The organism is Acetobacter papayae JCM 25143 (assembly GCF_000613285.1).
GTDB classification, from domain to species: domain Bacteria; phylum Pseudomonadota; class Alphaproteobacteria; order Acetobacterales; family Acetobacteraceae; genus Acetobacter; species Acetobacter papayae.
This window is the reverse complement of the sequence record NZ_BAIN01000026.1, coordinates 12,446-33,376: the sequence shown is the minus strand read 5'-3', so window position 1 is coordinate 33,376 and position 20,931 is coordinate 12,446. Positions and strand designations below refer to the sequence as shown.

General features: G+C 62.6%; 19 protein-coding genes and 1 pseudogene. 7 read left to right on the top strand and 13 right to left on the bottom strand.

Annotated features, from left to right (window positions below; all coding sequences use genetic code 11):
* The 6 genes from JCM25143_RS08120 to JCM25143_RS08100 all read left to right on the top strand — a co-directional run.
* On the top strand, nucleotides 1–603 hold a 603-nt coding region (locus tag JCM25143_RS08120), incomplete at its 5' end, for an ABC transporter ATP-binding protein (RefSeq protein ID WP_025860713.1).
* A gap of 42 nt (nucleotides 604–645) precedes the next feature.
* The gene (locus JCM25143_RS23845; RefSeq protein WP_234395124.1) at nucleotides 646–1,092 is read left to right on the top strand and encodes a type 2 periplasmic-binding domain-containing protein; all 447 of its coding nucleotides are present in this window, start codon (nucleotides 646–648) and stop codon (nucleotides 1,090–1,092) included.
* The gene (locus tag JCM25143_RS23840) at nucleotides 1,074–1,787 is read left to right on the top strand and encodes an extracellular solute-binding protein (protein WP_234395123.1); all 714 of its coding nucleotides are present in this window, start codon (nucleotides 1,074–1,076) and stop codon (nucleotides 1,785–1,787) included. Before JCM25143_RS23845 ends, JCM25143_RS23840 begins: the two co-directional genes overlap by 19 nt.
* On the top strand, nucleotides 1,787–2,638 hold the full coding sequence (locus tag JCM25143_RS08110; RefSeq protein ID WP_025860711.1) for an ABC transporter permease: 852 nt from the start codon (nucleotides 1,787–1,789) through the stop codon (nucleotides 2,636–2,638). Before JCM25143_RS23840 ends, JCM25143_RS08110 begins: the two co-directional genes overlap by 1 nt.
* A 90-nt stretch (nucleotides 2,639–2,728) precedes the next feature.
* Nucleotides 2,729–3,529 carry an ABC transporter permease gene (locus tag JCM25143_RS08105; RefSeq protein ID WP_025860710.1) on the top strand — a complete coding sequence of 267 codons (801 nt, stop codon included), beginning with the start codon at nucleotides 2,729–2,731 and terminating at the stop codon, nucleotides 3,527–3,529.
* Between the two features lie 98 nt (nucleotides 3,530–3,627).
* On the top strand, nucleotides 3,628–4,599 hold the full coding sequence (locus JCM25143_RS08100) for a LysR family transcriptional regulator (protein ID WP_025860709.1): 972 nt from the start codon (nucleotides 3,628–3,630) through the stop codon (nucleotides 4,597–4,599).
* Between the two features lie 37 nt (nucleotides 4,600–4,636).
* On the opposite strand, the gene JCM25143_RS21450 is transcribed toward JCM25143_RS08100, so the two are convergent.
* The 3 genes and pseudogenes from JCM25143_RS21450 to JCM25143_RS08070 all read right to left on the bottom strand — a co-directional run bounded on the left by JCM25143_RS21450 (nucleotide 4,637) and on the right by JCM25143_RS08070 (nucleotide 10,076).
* Nucleotides 4,637–4,936: a hypothetical protein gene (locus JCM25143_RS21450; RefSeq protein ID WP_081773528.1), complete on the bottom strand. Its 300-nt coding sequence runs from the start codon at nucleotides 4,934–4,936 to the stop codon at nucleotides 4,637–4,639.
* Between the two features lie 168 nt (nucleotides 4,937–5,104).
* Nucleotides 5,105–9,161, bottom strand: a pseudogene (locus tag JCM25143_RS08075) (EAL domain-containing protein).
* A gap of 285 nt (nucleotides 9,162–9,446) precedes the next feature.
* A complete protein-coding gene (locus JCM25143_RS08070) occupies nucleotides 9,447–10,076 on the bottom strand; it encodes a VIT1/CCC1 transporter family protein (protein WP_234395122.1) in 630 nt (209 codons plus the stop codon).
* Nucleotides 10,077–10,303: 227 nt separating this feature from the next.
* On the opposite strand from JCM25143_RS08070, the gene JCM25143_RS25515 reads away from it, so the two are divergent.
* Nucleotides 10,304–11,053 (top strand): cytochrome b, encoded by a 750-nt coding sequence (locus tag JCM25143_RS25515; RefSeq protein WP_456303597.1) that lies wholly within the window; start codon nucleotides 10,304–10,306, stop codon nucleotides 11,051–11,053.
* On the opposite strand, the gene JCM25143_RS08060 is transcribed toward JCM25143_RS25515, so the two are convergent.
* From JCM25143_RS08060 to JCM25143_RS17930, 10 genes are all read right to left on the bottom strand, one after another.
* Entirely contained in the window at nucleotides 10,969–12,348 is a 1,380-nt protein-coding gene (locus JCM25143_RS08060) for an ATP-binding protein (protein ID WP_025860701.1), read from the bottom strand. The two genes, JCM25143_RS25515 and JCM25143_RS08060, sit on opposite strands and share 85 nt — an antisense overlap.
* The gene (locus JCM25143_RS08055) at nucleotides 12,345–13,013 is read right to left on the bottom strand and encodes a response regulator (RefSeq protein ID WP_025860699.1); all 669 of its coding nucleotides are present in this window, start codon (nucleotides 13,011–13,013) and stop codon (nucleotides 12,345–12,347) included. The genes JCM25143_RS08060 and JCM25143_RS08055 overlap by 4 nt, the downstream gene beginning before the upstream one ends.
* Nucleotides 13,010–16,087: an efflux RND transporter permease subunit gene (locus JCM25143_RS08050; RefSeq protein ID WP_025860698.1), complete on the bottom strand. Its 3,078-nt coding sequence runs from the start codon at nucleotides 16,085–16,087 to the stop codon at nucleotides 13,010–13,012. The genes JCM25143_RS08055 and JCM25143_RS08050 overlap by 4 nt, the downstream gene beginning before the upstream one ends.
* A gap of 5 nt (nucleotides 16,088–16,092) precedes the next feature.
* A complete protein-coding gene (locus JCM25143_RS23835; protein WP_234395121.1) occupies nucleotides 16,093–16,410 on the bottom strand; it encodes an efflux RND transporter periplasmic adaptor subunit in 318 nt (105 codons plus the stop codon).
* On the bottom strand, nucleotides 16,385–17,446 hold the full coding sequence (locus tag JCM25143_RS17945) for an efflux RND transporter periplasmic adaptor subunit (protein WP_234395120.1): 1,062 nt from the start codon (nucleotides 17,444–17,446) through the stop codon (nucleotides 16,385–16,387). The genes JCM25143_RS23835 and JCM25143_RS17945 overlap by 26 nt, the downstream gene beginning before the upstream one ends.
* A gap of 179 nt (nucleotides 17,447–17,625) precedes the next feature.
* Complete coding sequence (locus JCM25143_RS08040; protein ID WP_025860696.1) at nucleotides 17,626–18,033, bottom strand: hypothetical protein; 408 nt, start codon at nucleotides 18,031–18,033, stop codon at nucleotides 17,626–17,628.
* A complete protein-coding gene (locus JCM25143_RS20780) occupies nucleotides 18,030–18,413 on the bottom strand; it encodes a hypothetical protein (protein WP_051543091.1) in 384 nt (127 codons plus the stop codon). The genes JCM25143_RS08040 and JCM25143_RS20780 overlap by 4 nt, the downstream gene beginning before the upstream one ends.
* Nucleotides 18,364–19,386 (bottom strand): lipopolysaccharide biosynthesis protein, encoded by a 1,023-nt coding sequence (locus JCM25143_RS17935; RefSeq protein WP_051543087.1) that lies wholly within the window; start codon nucleotides 19,384–19,386, stop codon nucleotides 18,364–18,366. Before JCM25143_RS17935 ends, JCM25143_RS20780 begins: the two co-directional genes overlap by 50 nt.
* Entirely contained in the window at nucleotides 19,383–19,769 is a 387-nt protein-coding gene (locus JCM25143_RS20775; protein ID WP_148300056.1) for a hypothetical protein, read from the bottom strand. The genes JCM25143_RS17935 and JCM25143_RS20775 overlap by 4 nt, the downstream gene beginning before the upstream one ends.
* On the bottom strand, nucleotides 19,754–20,893 hold the full coding sequence (locus tag JCM25143_RS17930; RefSeq protein WP_051543079.1) for a glycoside hydrolase family 44 protein: 1,140 nt from the start codon (nucleotides 20,891–20,893) through the stop codon (nucleotides 19,754–19,756). The genes JCM25143_RS20775 and JCM25143_RS17930 overlap by 16 nt, the downstream gene beginning before the upstream one ends.
* Between the last annotated feature and the right edge of the window lie 38 nt (nucleotides 20,894–20,931).

Sequence of the window (20,931 nt, the reverse complement as noted above, 5' to 3'; positions counted from 1 at the left end):
CAACTTTCGGGCGGGCAGCGCCAGCGTGTGGCACTGGCCCGCGCTCTGGTGAACAAACCGGCCCTTATCCTGCTGGATGAACCGCTGGGCGCGCTCGACCTCAAGCTCCGGCGCGAAATGCAGGTCGAGCTCAAGCGTATTCAGAAACAGACGGGCATCACGTTCGTTTACGTCACGCATGATCAGGAAGAAGCCCTGAGCATGAGCGATCGTATTGCCGTGTTTTCCGAAGGGGTGATCGAACAGGTGGGCACGCCTGCGGATCTGTACGAGCGTCCGGCCAGCGCCTTTGTGGCGCGGTTTATCGGCTCTTCCAGCATCCTGCATGAAAACGGGCGTGACATCCTGCTCCGCCCCGAGGATGTGCGGCTCGAAGCACCGGGCTACAGCCCCGCTCCGCATGAGCGGAGCATGGCCGGCACGATTGCCGAGGTTTCCTATCTGGGTCCGGTTACGCGCGTGACACTCTGCGGGCCGGACGAACAGGACGGCGTGACGGCAATTGTGCCTTCACGCCATGCGCGAGGCTGGCGCGAGCGCATGGCCGTTGTGGCCGTCTGGCCGGAAGAGGCCGCCTACCCCCTGCCGCACAGGCAGGGCTGAGCGCCGGGCTGTCTGTTTTCAACCATGGAAAAGGCGATGAACATGAAGGCTTACGGCACACTGCTTCTGGCGACCTGTAGCGCCATCCTGACAACGCAGCTCAGCACACCGGCCCACGCGCAGGCCCCGCTTTCCGCCATTGGCAAGGGCGAAGGCGAACTGAACGTGGTGGCATGGGAAGGCTATGCGGACGATGCCTGGGTCAAACCGTTTGAACAGACAACGGGCTGCAAGGTACACCGCAAATATGTCGGCTCTTCCGATGAAATGGTGGCCCTGACACGCATGGGCGGCGGCAAGGGTTTTGACGTGGTCTCCGCCTCGGGCGATGCCTCGCTGCGGCTGATTTTCGGCAAGACCGTGCAGCCCCTCAACACGGCCCTCATTACCGCTTTTGACGACATCATGCCCGAACTCAAGGCACCGGGGTTCAACACCGTCAAGGACGTGCATTACGGCGTGTCCTATGAATGGGCCCCAACGTGCTGATGTGGAACACGAAAGACATCACCACCGCGCCCACGAGCTGGTCGATCATTTATGACAAGGCCTATGCGGGCGTGATTACCGTGCCCGACAACCCGATCCAGATCGCGGATGCCGCCCTTTACCTGTCTCACACCAAGCCTGAGCTGGGTATTACCGACCCCTACGAGCTGACCCAGCCGCAGATGGACGCGGTTGTGACACTGCTCAAGGAACAGCGTGCACTGGTCAAGAAATACTGGGCGCTGGCCTCTGACGAGGTAGACCTGTTCAAGAGTGGCGATGCCCATGTCGGTGCGGCATGGCCGTATCAGGCCAACACGCTGCGTGCGGCGGGTGTGCCTGTTCAGGACATCATCCCCTCCGAAGGGGCGACCGGCTGGGCCGATTCATGGATGATCAGCACCCATGCGCAGCATCCCAACTGCGCCTATCTGTGGATCAACCATGTCATGACGCCCAAGGTGCAGGCCCAGCAGGCTCTCTCCTTTGGCGAAACTCCGGCCAACACCAAGGCCTGTGCGGAAATGGACGCCCTGCAGCCCGGCTCGTGCAAGCAGTACCATGCCGATGCCTCGCCCGCCTATTTCTCCTCCATCAAGTTCTGGAAAACCCCCGTGCGCCAGTGCGGCAACGGCCAGAACACCTGTCTTGACTACTCGGCCTGGCAGCGTGCTTGGCAGCAGGTCAAACAGTAATGACACCGGGCCGGAAGCTGCTGGGGCACATAGCCCTGCTGGTGCCGCCTTTCGGGTGGCTTGGCATATTCTATCTGGGCAGCCTGTCTGTCCTGCTGCTTTCGGCCTTCTGGCAGGTTGACGCGATGTCGGGCGAGATCGTGCGGGACTGGACATGGGAGAATTTCCGTATCCTGTTTTCCGATACGACCTATACCGTCATTGCCCGCCGCACGACGGGCATTGCCCTGCTGGTTACGGTTACGGACATCATCCTGGCCTGGCCACTGGCCTGGGTGATCGCCCGCAAGGTTGGCCCGCGCCTGAAGCTGACACTGCTTGTGCTGGTGGCGCTGCCGCTCTGGTCGAGCATGCTTGCACGCATTTACGCGTGGCGGCTGATCCTCGGCCATGACGGCGTGCTGAACTGGGGCCTGCGCCTTGTGGGCCTGCCTGACCAGAACGTGGCGTTTACCAATATCGCGCTGTGGATCGTCTTTTCCTATCTATGGCTGCCGTTCATGCTCATGCCGATGGTAGCCGCCCTTGAGCGTATTCCCGCATCACTGCTGGATGCGGCGGGCGATCAGGGTGCCACACCCTGGCAGGTGTTCCGCACGGTTGTCTTTCCGCTGGCCATACCGGGCATGGCGGCGGGTTCGGTCTTTACCTTCGCGGTCACGCAGGGGGATTACGTGGCCCCCATGCTGGTGGGAGGTGCGGGGTCCGAATTCATTGGCAACGTGGTGTATTCCAATGTCGGGGTTTCGGGCAACGTGCCTTTTGCCGCGGCCTTTTCGCTGGTTCTGCTGGCCATGGTAGCGGCTTACATGCTGCTGGCCCGCCGGTTTGGCGCGTTCGATGCCCAGTAATTTTCACAGGCTTTACGCAGGCCGCACCGCATTGCGCGGCCTGCGTGCCCCTGCCCGCAACCGCTGCGCCACGGCCGAAAGGACCCCCGCATGAAACACGCGCGCAACCCTGCCGCGGACATGGCCATATGGACCGCCGCCATAGCGGTGCTGGGCTTTTTGCTGCTGCCGCTTGTTATTGTGCTGCTCTATGCGTTTGATGCCTCTTCCGTGCAGGTATGGCCTATCCGTGCCCTTTCGCTGCGCTGGTTCTCCGCCACATGGGCGGATGAGGAAGTGCGCAGCGCGCTGCTGATCTCGCTGGAAGTCGCGGGGCTTGCGACCCTTCTGGCCACGGTTCTGGGCACGCTGGCCGCACTGGGCATGAACGGCCTGTCCACGCGTAGCATGCAGGCGGGCTCGTTCCTGCTCACACTGCCTATCGCCCTGCCCGGCGTGCTGACAGGCATTGCCATGAACAGCTTTTTTACGCTGCTGGACATTCCTTTCACCTTCATCACGCTGGTGATTGCCCACACCACGTTCTGCATGGTCATCATATTCAACAACGTCATGGCCCGGCTGCGCAGGCTGCCGCCCTCCCTGCGTGAAGCTGCACAGGATATGGGGGCAACACCGTGGCGGGGCTTTGTTACCGTAACGCTGCCGCTGCTGGCGGGGTCGGTCATGTCGGGCATGCTGCTGGCCTTTGCCCTGTCGTTTGACGAGGTGATTGTCTCGACCTTTACCGCAGGTAGCGAGACCACACTGCCGCTGTGGATTTTTGGGGCAATCCGTCTTGGCCAGCACATGCCTGAGGTCAATGTGGTGGTGTTCGCGGTTATCGCCATTACCATCCTGCCCATTATCGCGGGGCAGAAACTGGCGGCCAACGCCTCGCGCGAGCACTAGACGCGCGATAGACACCCCGCCCCCAAAGATGCGACAAACGCAGGCGGCCTGTCGGTGGACAGGCCCCTGCCCGTAACAGCAGCGAGGAACAGCACGGCGTGGCGCTTACACTGCGACAGTTGCGGTATTTTGCCTCCGTGGCCGAAGTGGGCACCATTTCCGGGGCAGCCATGGTGCTGCTGGTTTCGCAATCAACCGTAACCGAGGCCCTGCACGAGCTTGAAGCGGAGCTGGGTTTTCGCCTGTTTGACCGCCATGCCCGTGGCGTGATGCTGACACGGCAGGGCCAGCAGTTTTTCCAGCGCACGCAGCGTATCCTCAATGATGTGGCCAGCCTCGGCCGCATGAAAAACGAGGATACCGAGGCCCTGCACGGCACGCTGGTGCTGGGGGTTACGCCGGTTGTGGCGGGCTATGTCATTCCCGACCTGCTCACACGCTTTCGAGCGGCTTTCCCCAGTGTGAACGTGACACTGGTGGAAGACCAGACCGATTATCTGGATCATATGCTGATAGGTGGCGAGCTAGACCTGAGCATTATCCTGCGCCCGGCCAGCACCGTGCCCCATGCCTGCGGGGCGCGCGTCATGGGGGTTTCCCCGCACTCGGTCTGGCTACCGCAGGGCCACCCGCTTACCGAGCAGCCGCAGATCAGCCTGCGCCAGCTTGAAAAAGAGCCCTTCATCACGCTGGTATCGGACGTGCTGGAAAGCCGGATGCTCGCAGCATGGGAGCGTCTGTCCTTTCGTCCGTCCACGTATTTCCGCACGAGTTCGATCGAGGCCGTGCGCAGCCTTGTGGCGGCGGGGCATGGCATTGCCGTGCTGCCGCAACTGATCTACCGCCCGTGGTCGCTGGAAGGCGAAAAAATAGAGCGCCGCCCCGTGCAGGAAGAACTACCCACGGCGGACCTGCTGCTGATGTGGCGGCGCGGTCTTTCGCTGGGGGTTCCGGCGCAGTATTTCATGGATATGGCGCTGCAACGCAGCAACCGGCTGGCCCGCCCACCGGGGAGCCCCACGGTCCGACAGGCCGAAACACGCCAGACGCCCAGAAAAGGCGCAGGCTGAAAGGGAGGAGGCGCAGGCCGCCCCCCTTCCATGATTTTTACGAAAGGATGTCGAGTGCGCTGGAAGCGGAATCGTTCGCGTTCTGGCCATTGCCGGAGGCGGACTTGGTGCTGCCCGTGGTCGTTTCGGAAACGATGTTGCCGCTCGAATCCTTGACGATGATCGTCACAGATCCATCGGCATTATAAGTGGTCGTGGTCGTGGTGGACGAAGACGAGGAAGAAGACCCCGAGGACGAACCGGAAGAGGAAGACCCCGAAGCTGAAGAGGCGGACGAGGTGTTGAACAGACTTTCAACCACGCCGGAGGTGGCGGAACCGGAAACCGAGGAGGACATGCTGAATCCCTTGCCTAATGATTATGTAAGCTCAAAAATATACCAACACGAAAGCGGAACCACGGCTGCCCGCGTCCCGTCAGAAATTTACCTTTTTAAAATCATTTGACCATAAAATGTTTTATTTTAAATTTTTATTCATTCTTCGTTCGTGTTTTATTCGCGCTCTCACGCGACAGGCTCCTCCTGCTTGACCCCCGCCTGAACACGCGCAACCAACCAGTCAGTCAGTTGCCGCCCGCTTTCAACCGAGTCCCGGCCATGGCACAGGTTCTCGACCCACGGCCATGCCTGCTTCCCCGGCGCGCCCAGTGTCAGCAACCACCGCGCCAGAGCGCAGTCCTTCATGTTGCCTGTTCCCTTGTACTGCCCGCCGCGCAGCAGCAACCACACGAAAGCCAGCGCCCCCAGATCGCTGCGGATTTCATTCAGGCTGGGAATCTGCCCGCCGAATGCGGACTGGAACTGTGTGTGCCAGTCAAAAAGCGCCTCGGGGGCCATGGGGCGGGCAATGCCAAAACCCTGCCCGTACTGGCAGCCAAGCTGGCGCATGGCCTCAATGACATCGCCTGTTTCCAGCCCTTCCACCACAACCACATCGTGAAAATCCGCGCCGATATCGAGCAGGGAACGCACCACCGAAAAAATCTGAAGCGGCATGGCGCGGATATGGCGCAGCAGGCCCTGATCAACCTTGATCACGTCAAACGGCAGTGAAGACAGACGCAGCAGGCTACTATGGCCAGAGCCAGATCATCGATAGCCATGCACACACCCATATCCTTGAAGCGCTGGATGGCCTCGTTCTGGGCAGCAGAATCGATTTCCTGCGTTTCAAGGATTTCCACAGTCAGGCGCTCGGGGGCCACACCATGCTTTTTCAGCAGGGCCTCCACCTGAGCAGGCCCGCGTGCATTATGCAGATACGTGGTGGGCATATTGACCGACAGGCCGATAACCAGCCCCTGATCATCCCACTGGCGGAGCCATTTCAGCCCGTCTTCCAGCCCCATATGGAACAGCCGGTCCATTTCATCTGCCCGAGCAGGGGCAGGAACACCCTTGGCGGTACGATCTCGCCATTGGCATCACGCAGGCGGGCCAGAGCCTCGGCTTTGTAAAGCCGCCCGTTATTGAGATCCACAACCGGCTGGAAATACATAACCAGCCCACCGCTAAACAGGCGCTCACGCAGCTTACGCGAACGCGCATCCGTAACTTCCTGTGTCTCGCGCGAGTGACAGCGCTGCCAGAGCTGCTCCCAGCGCTGCTGCAACCCTCCAGCGAACTGCTGCATCAGCAAGGATTCGAACTGGTTGGGACAGGCCCCCAGCACAGTCAGGGCGGCGGCGGTCTGCCCGCCGGGCTGGCGGATCGGCACGCTGAGAACCGAGCGCATACCAAAGGTTTCCGCAATCTCGTGCCAGACCTGTGTCTGCGGGTCGAGCGCGTAGGAGGCACAGCTCTGCCGCTCACGCGTGCGCCAGGCCTTGGCGGTAATGGTCTGCCCCAAAGGCGAGAACACATCCATGCAGGGCTGCACGCCCGCCTGCCTGACAGCCTGCGTAAACGCGTGCGCAACAGCCCCTGCGCAACACGCCACCTCCAGTTCGCCATCACAGCCCAAACGGTACAGCACGGCCCCGCGCACACCGGGCAGGCAGGCCAGAGCATCAACCTCAAGCGAACTGACAAGGCTCCATGTCCGCTCTGTCGGGCGAGGGGCGGACAAACGCGACAGATAGGCACGCTGCACCGCCTGACTGGCCTGCAACTGCGCACGTCGGTCATCCTGAATACGGATTTCGGCAATGAGCAGGATACGGTGGCGTTCGTCATTACGGATAACCGTGCTTTCCAGCCGGTCAATCAGCCGCCGCAGATAAATGCTGTAGGCTTCTGTGAGTTGCAGGGGATCAACCCCGCTGAGCGAGTGGGCAACACCGAGCCGTTCGGCCTTTTGCAGCACATCGGCCTGCGTGGTCTGCGCGGCCAGCAGGAAGTCCAGATGTTCAGCCTGAACGGTTTTCAGGCGTTTCTGTTCAGCCGGGGTCAGGCTACCGAGGATCTGCTCGCTGTCATTAACCTCTTCCAGCCCGGCATAAAAACGGTCAATAAAATCCTGCCGGATACGGGATAGAACATCCGTTACCCGCTGCATGAGTGCGCAAGCCTCGGGGCCGTACGCATCGAAATGCGTTGTTTCGGAGGTGTCTTCCACCATCCGCCACCAGCGGTTGCGCGTGTTACGGGTCTGTTTGGCCTGATACATGGCCTCATCCGCACGGCGCAGCAGCAGGCGTGGTTTTTCACCATCTGATGGGGCGAGCGCCACCCCCATGGTCATGCCCACGACGACCGAAATATCGGCCCGTACATGAAACGGCGTTTCCACCGCCTTGTGCAGCCGGTCGAGCGATTTGGTAATCTGGGGCACAGGCTGGCGGGCATCCAGCCCTTCGAGCACCACCACAAACTCATCCCCACCCAGACGCACCACATAGCCGTTGGCTGGTAGCTCGTTACGCAGGCGGCGACCCAGTTCCTTGAGTAGAATATCACCCGCTGCATGGCCGTGGATGTCATTGACGGATTTGAACCCGTCCAGATCCATCATGCACACGGCAACAGCCTTGCCCCGCACCCTTGCCCGCGCCAGTGCGCCGGGCAGGAACTCGCCCAGTGCCAGACGGTTGGGCAGGCCTGTCAGTGAATCAGCACGCGCGCGGCGGGCTTCCTCTTTCTGGAGCGTTTCCAGCCGGTAGTGAATATCCATGCGCTCGAGTTCCTGCCCCAGAAACCCGGCTATACGCTCGCACAGTGTCACACTTTCATCGTCAAACACGTTCTTGTAGGGCGAGATAAAGCTCATGACCGCCCAGAGCGTATTACCCCGCCAGACCGGCGTTGCCAGAATAGCGCGCCAGCGCCGCGCACTCAGCATCTCGCGCCATGGCCCGTCCTCACAACCGGCCAGTAGGTCGTTGTCATAGACACTGGCTCGCTCGTTCCAGGCCCGTATTGCCAGAGAACGCCGCTGGGCATCTTCAAGCAGCCTGACGGCGTCTGCCTCCAGCCCTTGCGCGCCCGTGCCTGCAAAGGTCACGACCCGCAGGTGCCCATCTTCCTCAACACGGGTCACAACCACCGCGTGATAAAAGGTGTCGCGCACCAGCGCCTCGCACACGCCGAGAGCCTTATCCATTTCGCCACGGCCCCGGCGCATGGCATCGCCCGCGCTGAGCAGCCCGCGATACAGCCTCTGGCTCATGTCCCGCCGGGTTACGTCCTCCACCGTCCAGACAGAAGACTGCTCCTCCTCCCGGCCAAGCGGCACGCCAGTCAGATCAGCGATCATCAGCACGCCTTCATCGCGCACAAGCCGCACGCCGGGCACGATCACCCGCCCGTCATGCCACAGACGCGCATAAGCTGCCTTGGCCTTGAGAAAATCTTCCTTATGGGCGTAGAATTCGGTGGTTGTGCGCCCCACCATCTCGCCTTTTCCAACGCCACAAAGCTGCTCAAGGCAGATATTGTTCTTTTCGATCACGCGGCCGAACAGCACCGCAATACCGACTGCGGCTTTATCCAGCAGGGCCTTGCTCATGCGGCGGCTGTCGAGCCTTTCCAACCCGCGGGATATGGCCTGCGCCGCCTCTTCCAGCACAATCTGCAGCCGCGGATCGAACATGGTGCGCTCCGCATCCGCCACACTCAGCACGGCCCAGACCTTGCCATCGCGGAAAATGGGCAGCGAGGCATTGGCGCGCAGGCCATGCTTGCGGGCAAGCTCGTGCCACGGCGCCAGATAGGGGGTCTGCTCGAAAGACAGACCGAATACGGGCTTGCCGCTATGCCATGCCCGCCCAGCACTGCCATGCCGTCCCGGCTGGTCAACCGCACTGGTCGGGGCGTGCTCGTCTTCCCACCAGCGGGGCCCACTCAGGGCAAGCCGCACGAAGCGCTGATCCGCATCCGGTCGCAGAATATGCGCCACGCGCAAATGCGCATAACGCACCGCCATGTCGCACACCGCCTGCATCAGGATGGTTTCATCCTGCGCGGTCTCCACACACTGGTAGATTTTGACAAGAAATGTATTGAAATCCGCCAGCCGCCGCAGCCGGTCTGCCTGTTCGCTTTTGCCCCGCCCTGTCACAAGCCGCACGGCGCGCCATACCGGGTGCTTCCGGTCTGTCAAAAGGTAGCGAAAAATACGCATGATTGTAGGCCCGGACCATTAGCACTGCCGGACAACCGACAGGCCGTACACATTTATGTGTTTATCATACTCAAATCATTTTGCGCGCTAAAACAGCGGCCTGCACCCAAGCGCCCCCGGTTCAGACACCAAAACCGGAGCCTGAATCCGGCACGCGAACCAAACCCGCGCCTTCTTCCGGTACAGACCACGCCCGCAGGCGACAGATACCATCCCCGGTGTAAATATACCATTACCGACTATAGGGAAAATTCAGGCCGTTCAGCCCCTTGCCGAACAGGCCAGCTAGAAATTGAACAGATGGCCTATCCCACCCGTTACCAGCATGGCCGCCACCCCCCAAAAAGTAACACGCAGCGTTGCCCGCAGGGGCGAGGCGCCGCCCGCCAGCGCGCCAATGCACCCCAACACCGCTAGCAGCACGACCGACACAACCGATACCGCCCATGATACCTGCCGCTCGGGCAGAAGAGCCGCCACCATGACAGGAAAAAACGCCCCGGCGGAAAACGCCACGGCCGAAGCCAGAGCAGCCTCGAAAGGGCGGGCAGCCGTGGCAGCGGACAGGCCCAACTCGTCCCGCGCATGCGCGCCCAGCGCATCATGCTGCATGAGCGCCACCGCAACCGTATGCGCAAGGGGCGCATCCAACCCGCGCTGGCGATACAGCCCCGCCAGTTCGGCGGTTTCGGCATCCCAGTCGCTCGCCAGTTCCTGTTTTTCGCGCTCGATGTCAGCCCGTTCCGAATCCGCCTGCGAACTGACCGATACATATTCGCCCGCCGCCATGGACAATGCGCCCGCCAACAGGGCCGACAGCCCCGCCACCAGTATGCTCCCGCGTGAAGCGTGCGAGCTGGCTACACCCACAATCAGACTGCCAGTTGAGAGCGTGCCATCATTGGCCCCCAGCACGGCAGCGCGCAGCAGCCCAGTTTTTCCACAGCATGACGTTCGGAATGTAATGGATGACGTGACACGGCCCTGCCTCCTGACAACCTGCAAACCACGGCATTATGCACGGAAAGCTGCGTAGGCAATGTGTAATTTTTCCTGACTGTGAAAGTGGTTTTCATTATCAAACCCAGATCACAAAGAACGCGGGCAGCCTTCAGGTTTGTGTCAGCAAACCCTGTCAGGCTATGGCTTTTCCCATCACGGTGCCTCTGGCCCGTTTTTCCTTCGGCCCCGAACCCCCGAGCCAGCTCATGCCAACCGCCCCGCAAAACCACGCCCCACCCGCACAGGCCCCCACGCGTTATGACAACCCGACCATTGTCATGCACTGGCTCAGCGCTTTTCTGATCGTGTTCCAGTTCGTGCTGGGGGAAACATGGCACTGGCCACCCCGCCCGCTGCATCACCCCATGGTGGTGGCGCATCTGAGTGCCGGGGTAATCCTGACCGTGCTGATCCCCACCCGCCTGTGGTGGCGGCTGACACGGGGGCGGCATTTTGCATCGCAGCTTGCCCCACTGGACCGTTTTTTTACCATCGCCATGGAAAGCACCCTGTATGCTGATCTGTATCGAACTGGTTCTGGGTTACGCCTGGCGCTGGGGTGCGGGGCAAACTATCAGCTTTTTCGGGCTGTTAATTCCAGCCCCTTTCGCACCACTCCCGCACGATACGGTGGTGCTGTTCAAAACCCTGCATTCATGGACAGCATGGCTCATTATCGGGTTGGCCTGCGGCCATGCACTGGCGGCCCTGATACACCAGCATGTTCTCAAAGATGGTGTTCTGGCCCGTATGTTACCAAACCGCGCACGCACGGCACCCTGAAAGGGGCAGCCCCCACGCGCCATCAGTCCCGTGGGGGGAAAGCCAGCGTAACCAGCACACCACGCGCCTGCCCCGGCACAGGTGAGCATATAGACATTTCAGCATGAAAAAGCTGTGAAATCTGCCGCGCTATGGCAAGGCCAAGACCGCTGCCCTCCGCCTCTGTCTGGCCCCGCACGAACGGTTTTTCCAGTGTGGCCAGCAGGGCGGGGTCTATAGCCGGGCAGTCATTGGCGATCAGCACCCGGCGGTCGGGGGTGACCGTAACCCGCACCGGCTGATCCGCCGCCCCGTGCACCAGCGCGTTTTCCAGCAGGTTGCGCAGCATGATCCCTGCCGTATCCATATCGCCTTCCACCAGCAGACTGTCCGCTCCCTCCACAATCATGCGCCGGCCTTTTTCACGCTCAAGCTCATGGGCCAGAAAACCGATAACCGGCACCAGATCGACCGTGCCGCCACACAGCGCCATGCCGGAGCCAATACGTGAAAGCTGCAACAGTTTTTCGACCGTGCGGCCCATGCGCCGGGCCTGCGCCACAATAACACCCGCACGCGGTGCGTACAGCGTTTCGCCCAGTTGCCGCTGCAAAAGCTGGGCCTGCGCCAGCAACGCTCCGGCGGGGTTGCGCAGTTCATGCGCGGCATTGGCGGCAAAGGCGCGCTCTGTCGACAGAGCCAGATTCAGCCGCTCAAGCAGCAGGTTGACGGCGGCATGGATGGTCACAAGTTCATCAGGCAGGTCCAGCGGGGGGACAGGGGCAAGATTGGCCCCGCCCCGGCTCCTGATTTCGTTCTGCAACCCGGTCAGGGGCCGCAGGGCCCGCCGCACGCTCCAGCGCACCATGAACCAGATAGCCGGAAAAAACGCCACGACCGGCAGAACCGAAATGAGCATGGCGTGGCGCACGGCCTCGCGCCGGTGGAAGGTCGGCTCGCCTACCAGAATGACATGCCGCCCCGAGGCCGAGGGCGTTACATACACCCGAAAAGACGGCACCGTGTAAAAACCCGTTTTCATGTCAGAAACAAACAGGGCCTGCGGGGCGTTCTGCGAGCGGATTTCCAGCCGCCCGTCCGGTGTGGCAATCTGGTAGGCCAGTGTGCGCCGGTCATCTGTGCCGGGCAGGCGGGCCACCTGCCCATCCGGTGCGGCAGGCCCTGCGCGATCAAGCGCACTGAGCATGAACTCAAGACGCTCCGCCACTTCCTGCAAGGAATTATCGAGCCGTTCCGTCACCTCGAAACGGGTAAAGCCCGCCACCAGCACCCCCAGCAGCACCAGAGCACCCAGCACCGCCACCAATGTGCCCGATACAAGCCGCGAGGCCAGGCTCCAGTGCCTGTGGGGCCGGGCCGAGCGTGGCGGGCCCGCCGGAGCCTGCTCCCGGGTGGCTGTCATGGCCTATCGGTCCCGCCCAGCCGGTAGCCCCGGCCACGCACGGTCGTAATCAGCTCCGCCCCTGCTTTTTTGCGAATACGGCTGATAAATACCTCCACCGCATTGCTGTCCACATCCTCGCTCAGGCCGTACAGCACATCCTCTATCAGGTCGCGGCTGCACACCGCGCCGGGCCTGCGGGTCAGCAGTTCCACAATGGCCCATTCCCGTGCGGACAGGTCTACCATACGGCCCGCGCGCACAAGCTGGCGGCGGGCGAGGTCTATCACCACATCGCCCACAGCCAGCGAATTATCTGGCAGGGCAGCATAACGCCGCGCCACGGCCTCTATACGCGCCACGAGTTCATTCAGGTCATAGGGTTTGACCAGATAATCATCCGCCCCTTCGGACAGGCCCGCAATGCGCTCGCTGATCTGGTCCCGCGCGGTAGCAATCAACACCGCCACGGGCGAGCCCGTGCGGCGGATCTCGCGCAGGAAAATGCGGCCATCACCATCAGGCAGGCCCAGATCGAGCAGCACGAAATCGTAAAGCGAAGCCGCCATGGCCGCACGCGCATCTTCCAGCGTGGTAAACCAGTCCGCCACATGCCCCGCCTCGCGCACACGCTCACGCACGGCAGAACCCAGAGCGGCTTCGTCCTCCACAATCAGTATCTTCATGTCGCGCGCCTTTTCATCAGCCGGGCATAGAGTGCGGGCAGCACCAGCAAGGTCAACAGGGTGGAGGAAACCAGCCCGCCAATAACAACCGTGGCCAGAGGCCGCTCCACCTCCGCCCCGGCTGACGCCGAAAACGCCATGGGCAGAAAGCCCAGACTGGCCACCAGCGCCGTTGCCACCACCGGGCGAAAGCGTTCTTCCGCCGCCAGCCGTGCACTACGCGCGGCATCCAGCCCACGGCTTCTGAGCGCCTGAATAGCGCTGACCAGCACCACTCCATTGAGCACCGCCACGCCAAACAACGCAATAAAACCAATACCCGCGGAAACACTAAAAGGCAGGCCGCGCGCGCTCAGGGCGAAAATACCCCCCGTTGCGGCTACCGGCAGGTTTACAAAAACCAGCCCCGCCAGCCGCACGGAACCAAAAGCCGCCACCAGCAGCCCAAAAATAAGGGCCAGTGCTACCGGCACCACCATTTCCAGCCGCGCCATGGCGGATTTGAGGTTCTGGAACTGCCCGGCCCACACCATGCTATAGCCGGGCGGCAGGCTGACACCGCGCGCCACCGCCTCCTGTGCGGCAGCCACAAAGGAGCTGAGGTCGCGCCCGCGCACATTGGCCTGCACCACCAGACGGCGGCGTATGCCATCGCGGCTGATGCGTGGTGGCCCGTTTTCCACCGTTATCCGTGCCACCTCGGACAGCAGCACCGCCCCACGCCCGTCGGCCCGGCGCACCCGCAGCCGGGCGATCTGCTCACGCGTGGCCGCCTGTGCCGGGTCGAACCGCACCTGCGTGCTGATAAGCGCATTATCCACGGTTACGGCCCGGCCTACATGCCCGCCCACGGCCTCCACCACATTGAGCACTTCTTGCTGGGTTACCCCCAGACGGGCCGCCTGCGCGCGGTCGATATCGACATGGATGAACGGCACCGTGCCCTCGCCCAGCACCGCAACATCCGCCGCCCCCGGCACCCCCTGCATGATGGAGACAATCCGCGCGCCCAGCCGGGCGAGGGTGGGCAGATCATCCCCGTAAACCGACAGGGCTATCTGGGTGCGCACGCCTGAGAGCAGGTCATCCATACGCATCTGCACCGGCTGGCTCCATGACTGCTGCACACCGGGGAAAGCCTCCTCCAGCGCGTGGCTCATGGCCATGACCAACCCTTCACGCGTATGGGCCGTTTTCCATTCCGATGGGGGTTTGAGGAAAATGAAGCTGTCCGTTTCATTCACCCCCATGGGGTCTGTCGGTATGGCCGAGGTGCCAGTGCTGCTGACAATGCGCGTAACCTCGGGAAAACGGAGCAGAAGCCGCTCCTGCAAAGCCACCTCGCGCAGGGTCTGGGGCAGGGAGATACTGGGCAGGCGGGTGGCACTCAGGGTGAGCGTGCCTTCACCCAACGAGGGAATGAACTCACCGCCCAGATGCGCCCCCACCCAGAGCGAGAGCGCAAACACCACCGCTACCGCGCCAAACACGGCGCGCGCATGCCGCTCGCTCCAGTCCAGCAGCCTGACATAGCCCCGGCGCAGTGCTGCGATCAGCCGCGTATCCTCATGCCGCCCGTGCGCTTTCATGACGAGAGCAGCCAGAACCGGAATACCCACAATGCAGTAAACAAGCGAGGCCAGCAGCGCCATGATGACCGTCTGCGCCATGGGGCGGAACATCTTGCCCTCTATACCCTGCAACGTCAGGATAGGCAGATACACCATGATAATCACCACAATGCCAAAGCCTACCGGGCGCAGCACCTCCACCGCCGAGGACACGGCCAGCCGGGCGAACGGGGTGTTTTCGCCGCTGGCCTGCGCGCGGGCGCGATGGGTCATGAGGTTTTCAACCACCACCAGCGTGCTGTCCACGATCATGCCGAAATCGATCGCGCCCAGACTGAGCAGGTTGGCCGAAATACCAAAACAGCGCATGCCCACCATGGCGCAGACCAGCGCAAAGGGAATGACCGAGGCAATCACCACCGAGGCCCGCCAGTCACCCGTCACCACAATCAGCACCGCAATCACCAGCAGCGCCCCCAGCACGAGGTTTTCGCGCACGGTGGCAATGGTGCTGTCTGTCAGGGTGGAGCGCAGGTAATACGGCTCAAGTGTAACCCCGCGCGGGAGCGACTGCACAATGCCCGGCATGGCCTGCCTGATGGCAGCCAGCGTTGCATCCGAACTGGCCCCCATGCGCATCATGACAACCCCTGTCACGATTTCGCCCTGCCCGTTGCTGGTCATGGCCCCCAGCCGGGTGCGCATACCCATGGCGACATGCCCAACATCGCGCAGAAAAATGGCGCTGCCACCGGGGTTGAGCCGCACGGGAATAGCCCCGAAATCCTCCAGCGAACCAACCAGCCCCCGCGCAGAGACAATCTGCTGCTCGGCATGGTGTTCTATCCACCCGCCCCCGGCGGCGGCGTTGTTCTCCTCCACCGCGCGGTAGACATCCCCCACTGAAACGCCCAGCGCCAGCAGCCGTGCCTGATCCAGCGCGACTTCAAAGGTCTGCTCGCCCCCACCGCTGACATTCACCTCCACCACGCCCGGCACCAGCTTGAGTGCCGGGGCCACGCGCCATGTCATGATGCGGTTGAGGTCTGTTAGCGAATACCCCGCGCCATGGATCTGGAACTGCATGATCTCGCCCAGCCCCGTGGCCAGCGGGCCGATATTGACGCTGATACCCGGCACCGTAATCAGCCCGCGCGCCTGCTGGATACGCTCCTGCACGCGGGTACGGTCGAGATTAATGTCTGAGGCATCGTCAAACTGGACGTAAACGACCGAAACCCCCGAGCGCGAGACCGAGCGCAGGTCGGTCATGTCGGGCAGGCCCGCCATGCTGGTCTCAATGGGGAAGGTGATCAGCCGCTCCACCTCCTCCGTGGCCAGCCCCGGCGCGACCACCGAAACCAGAACCTGACGGGGCGAAATATCGGGCACGGCCTCCACCGGAAGGCCCCGCACCACGGCGCATCCGGCAACGAACACCGCGCACAGCAGGCCAAGCACCAGCCAGCGCCGGGCCTGCAAGGCTGACAAAAACGCCTGCATGGCGCTCAGTCATCCCCCATACTGGATTTGAGCAGGACCGATTTGAGGGTAAAGGCGCCCTGTGTCACCACGGTCTCGCCCGCCGCCAGACCGGACAGGACAACCACCTTGCCGTCCTGCTCCGCCCCCACCCGCACCGGCCGCACCTGAAAGCGCTCGGGCCCATTGGGCACGAACACCGTGCTGACACCATCAATATCAACCACCGCCCCGGCAGGCACCACTACACCCGGTGTGGGGTCGCGCGTGGGCAGGCGGGTTGTCAGGAACATGCCCGGATGCAGGCGGCCATCAGCATTATCCGCCCGGCTGATGACATGCACCAGCGGTGGCGGGGTCGGCCAGATAGCCGATGGAAGTAATGGTGGAATGCAGCACGGTGCGGGCCTGCCCTTCAGGCACCGTTACCTGCACACCGCCGGGCTGAACACGCTGGGCATCCTGTGGCAGAATATCGGAAACGATCCACACCGTGGACAGATCGGCCAAAGCGACAAGCTCGGTGTTCGGCCCGATATCGTCTGCCACGCCCACGCCTACCGTCTGCACCTCGCCCGCGCTGGGGGCGATAATGCGCGATGTTTCATCATGCCGGCCGTTCGGGCTCGCATCGCTTTCGGTTACCGAATTATATTCGCTCTCAAGCTGGTGGCGCAGCGTGTCCAGATCAGCCTGACGCGCCTGCACCTCGTCCTCCGCCGCGCGCAGGGCGGTAAAGCGGCGGCGTGTCTCCCCCGCCGATACGGCCCCGCCTTCCAGCGCGCGGCCACGCTCATAGGTGGCGCGGGCGTTCTGCAACGCCGCCTGTGCGGTGGAAAGTGCCGCCTGCGCCTTGGTAATCTGTAGGCGCACACCATGCAGGGCGTGGTTCTGGTAGGTCAGCAACACATCGCCCGCATTGACATGCTGGCCCGGCACCACGGCGACACTCAGCACCTTGCCTGCCCCGGCGGGATGTATCCGCACCAGATGGCTGGCTTCAGGCTGGATCATGGCCATGGCGTCAATCGTGCCGGTGAGCGCGCCCACCTGTGCGGGCCCTGTCTGCAACCCGGCATTCTGCTGCGCGGCAGACCCCAGAGTGACGAACAGCCCCAGTTCGCCTGCCGCAGTACCTGCCGGGGCAGCACCCGCCACGGCCCCGGCGGGCGGAGCAGCAGAAGGCGTGGCAGGCACGGCGGCAGAAGCAGGGCTTGGGGTAACAACAGGCGCGTTACCAGCGGGTGCATCTGCCCCCCATGCGGCGGGCAGTCCGCCCCAAGGCTGGCCCAATGCCAGAACGCCCACGGCCTGCACAGCCAAAACCAGAGCCCGCAGGCCACGGCCCCTGTTACGGCCCGCGCATATGCCCTCCGGCACGGCCCCGATCCGGTGCGTGCAAAGCGCTGGCTGTGCTTGACTGATTGACATTCCCCGAACCCCAGGCCGCCTGACAGGCCCCACCACCCCGGCTTGTCCGGCGCACCCGTTTCTTAACAAAGGAAGCTGACACAATCCTGAACACCCAGCAGACACAGCCGCACACCCGAGCGGGCAGGCTATTGGGGGGCCTCATCATCATCCTTAGGATGCACCGGCGCCTCACGCGGGGGCACCAGCGGCACGGTTGTATTCTGGCTCATCTGCTCTTTGATGCAGTTTTCGAGGGCTATGTAATCCTGCCTGCCGGTAATGCGCGTGCGCTCATCGCAATCATCCTCCAGCCCGGTCGGAATGACATCCCATATGCGCCGCAACCTGTTGAGCGCGTTGCTCTGGCTGGCAAGGCAGCTTGTCACCGCCTCGGGGGAGAAACCATCGGTGGAATTGGCGTTACGGAAGCACAACCCGTCGGTATCGTAACGCGGGGGCCACCCCTCCGCGTGTGCAGGCTTGCCTGCAACCAGCCCGAACAGAGCAGAAAACGCCAGCACGGACACCATGGCGGCCAGCGCGCGGACTGTCATGACCCGCTGCTCCCGCGCGCGGGCCGCAGGCGAATGAGCAGCCCGTGCCATACGGTCGCAAGCGGGAAAAGACCCAGCAGACGATGCGCCGCCCAGCCCGCTGCCGCCGCGTTGAACGCAATGGCGAGCGAGGTTGCAACTGCCGCCCCCATGCTGCCACCCGTAGGCACCAGCACCAGCAGCCCCACCAGCAACACCCCAAGGGAAATGAAATTGATTGTCCGCAACGCCGCCAGATGCGCCGTCATGCCCAACAGGTCGGGCATCCCCGCAAAGCAGGCGGCCACAAGCTGGCCGATTGCCAGAATACGCAAGGTTGTGGCCCCTGCGCTATAACCCGGCCCGAACACGGCCAGCAGGCGTTCGGGAAACAGCAGCATACACGCCGTAACGGGCAGAGCCAGACACAGCACCAGCGATAGCCTGTGCAGCGCTCCGGTTCAGGCCATGCAGGTCGTTACGGGCATGCAGGGCGGCAAATTTCGGGGCCGCCATTCCTGTAACCCCGTTAATGAACAGCAGGTTGATCAGCGCAATACGCCAGGCCAGCGCGAACAACCCTGTCTGCTGGGGCGAGGCCGCAATGCCCAGCGCAATGGCAGGCACCGCCGCGATCATGAGCTGTGTGAGTTCCAGCGTGAAAAACGACAGCCCCCGCGCAAGAAAATGCTGCTTTTCATGCGCTGCGTGCCCCGTATTCGGATAGGGCGAGAGAAACCGACGCAGCAGGACAGCCCCCACCCCCGCCGCCATGACAAAACTGGCCGCCATGAGCAACAGCGCATGCAGAACCGTAAACTGCTTGAGAAACACAAGCGGTAGCGCCGCAACACAGAAAATAGCGGGCCACAGCCACGAATACACCATCTGGCTGTAGCCCACGCGGTGCAGCCCCGCGAGGCCGCCTGCCACCACCGTGCTGAGGTTCTGGGGCAGGATAGCCAGTGCGCCAAGCATCATCGGCAGAGCGAGGTCGGGCTTGTGCATGACAAAATCAGCCACAGGCGTGGCAAACCCCGCCAGCAGGGCCGTTGCCACCAGCGACATCAGCACCACCACCCGCATGGCGCTGCGGGTAGCCGGGCGTACCCCGCCCTCGCGGCCCGATGCGGTGTCCACCGCAAGCTGGCGGGTAAGGGCGCGATCCACCCCCAACCGCCCGAACCCGGCCAGTGTGTTGACGATACTGAAAACGATATAAAAACGCCCGCTCTCCATCACCCCAAGACTGGCCGCCACCAGCAGGTGAAAGCCGTAGCGGCTGGGCAGGTCGAACAGGCGCACCCCCAGACTGGCCAGCGCGCCACGCAAAATGGAAGCATGCGCGCCGGAAGAAGGGGCCTGATTGTTCATGAACGCTTTCCGCTAGCCTTTTTACCCTGTTTGGCCGGTTTGGGCTGCGGCAGCACGAGCAGCAGAATGCTCTGCTGGGGCAGCGTGGCAGTGAGCGTTGCGTGCGTATACGAGGTGTCGGGCTTGCGGGTCAGGGCATTATCAACCAGTTGCCATGCCTCCACCTTGCCGTGATCAGGCAGGTTGGACAGGCTGATCCTGACATGGGCCTGCGCATCCAGCCGCTTGTTGATGACAACCAGCGTAATGGCACCATCTGCCCCGTGCTGCGCGGCAAAGGCTGAAACCTCATCCGGGTCGGGGGTGTGTGTCTGCAGGCTGATATCGCCAAACGCGCCGCCATGGTCATCGTAGTTACGATAGAGCTTTATGGCCTTATACACCGGCATATCCGGTGACAGATCGCCCCAGCGTGTGGCGATATCCAGCCTTCGCGCCCGAAAATACCCAGAATGTCGGCCTGCGTTGTCGCGCCGTTCATCTGGTGTTCGCCGCCCCAGTTATACTCTGTCAGCGCGATGGGCGTGCCGGGGTAGTAGTACTGGTCCACCCACTGGCGCATCATGGGGATAAGCGCCACTACGCTGTTGATCCATGAGGGATCTTTATAGGTGGGGTCCCACAGGTCGCGGGTGGAGCGATTGCGCGCGCGCTGTACTTCGGGCTTGTCGGAATCCGAATACTCGCCTTCCTGCGGGTAGAAATGCAGGCTGAATACATCAATGGGGTGGCCCGCCGCCTTCCACTGCGTAAGCAGCCAGGGCACGTAGTCCATGCCCGCGGTCATGCCTTCGCGGTCGGGGGTATGATCCAGCCCGTGGGTAATGGCGTATTGCTGGTCAAACCCGCTGTAATGGTAGCCCTGCCACCCCCATTCCTCCGGCGCGACAATTTTTGCCTTGGGGCTGACGGCCTTTACCGCCTTCGAATACTCAATAACCTTCTGGGCCGTTTCATCCGCATGCAGGCCAATGGGGTGCACATCGCGGTGGATAAGCTGCCACAGGCTCAGCTCGTTATCGAGAATGACATAGGGCACGCCATCGGCCCCGAACTGCTTGACCAGATGGCGCAGCCTGTCCTGCTCGCTCTGGGCGTCGCTAGGGGTCTGGGCGTCATGGGGGTCGTTATCGGTTATGGGCGAGCCATCGGGCTTGAAGCCATTGCCCGCATCGAACATGCCCACCGAGTCATTTTCCTGCTGGGGGCCGTATTTGGTAATGGCGAAGGAGGCCAGCCGCGAACGATCCGGGCCAAGCTTGGCCTGCCAGCCCAGCATGGACAGGCTGATCATGGGCACGGCCCCGCCCTTGCGGGTCAAGCTGATAAAGCGCGGGCCAAACTGGTCGTTTATGGCCTTGGGGTCGCAGGGCACACTTTCGTAGTACCAGTCCTTGCCCGCGTTCCGTGCATCAATCCGCCAGTTATAGGCGGAAGCACTGTCCCCCCCCGAGCGGTTGATGGCAACGCGCAGGTCCTTGAGGGTTTCAGTAGTGCCGAAATTCACCCCGTAAATCAGCGGCTGATCGGGTGGCGGATAGCCCC

Excerpts from the sequence above, each read along its gene's own strand:
- JCM25143_RS23845 (WP_234395124.1), top strand. The coding sequence starts at position 646 with ATGAAGGCTTACGGCACACTGCTTCTGGCGACCTGTAGCGCCATCCTG.
- JCM25143_RS23840 (WP_234395123.1), top strand. The coding sequence starts at position 1,074 with ATGGGCCCCAACGTGCTGATGTGGAACACGAAAGACATCACCACCGCG.
- JCM25143_RS08110 (WP_025860711.1), top strand. The coding sequence starts at position 1,787 with ATGACACCGGGCCGGAAGCTGCTGGGGCACATAGCCCTGCTGGTGCCG.
- JCM25143_RS08105 (WP_025860710.1), top strand. The coding sequence starts at position 2,729 with ATGAAACACGCGCGCAACCCTGCCGCGGACATGGCCATATGGACCGCC.
- JCM25143_RS21450 (WP_081773528.1), bottom strand. The coding sequence starts at position 4,936 with ATGTCCTCCTCGGTTTCCGGTTCCGCCACCTCCGGCGTGGTTGAAAGT.
- JCM25143_RS25515 (WP_456303597.1), top strand. The coding sequence starts at position 10,304 with ATGGCTTTTCCCATCACGGTGCCTCTGGCCCGTTTTTCCTTCGGCCCC.
- JCM25143_RS08060 (WP_025860701.1), bottom strand. The coding sequence starts at position 12,348 with ATGACAGCCACCCGGGAGCAGGCTCCGGCGGGCCCGCCACGCTCGGCC.
- JCM25143_RS08055 (WP_025860699.1), bottom strand. The coding sequence starts at position 13,013 with ATGAAGATACTGATTGTGGAGGACGAAGCCGCTCTGGGTTCTGCCGTG.
- JCM25143_RS08050 (WP_025860698.1), bottom strand. The coding sequence starts at position 16,087 with ATGCAGGCGTTTTTGTCAGCCTTGCAGGCCCGGCGCTGGCTGGTGCTT.
- JCM25143_RS08040 (WP_025860696.1), bottom strand. The coding sequence starts at position 18,033 with ATGACAGTCCGCGCGCTGGCCGCCATGGTGTCCGTGCTGGCGTTTTCT.
- JCM25143_RS20780 (WP_051543091.1), bottom strand. The coding sequence starts at position 18,413 with ATGCTGCTGTTTCCCGAACGCCTGCTGGCCGTGTTCGGGCCGGGTTAT.
- JCM25143_RS17935 (WP_051543087.1), bottom strand. The coding sequence starts at position 19,386 with ATGAACAATCAGGCCCCTTCTTCCGGCGCGCATGCTTCCATTTTGCGT.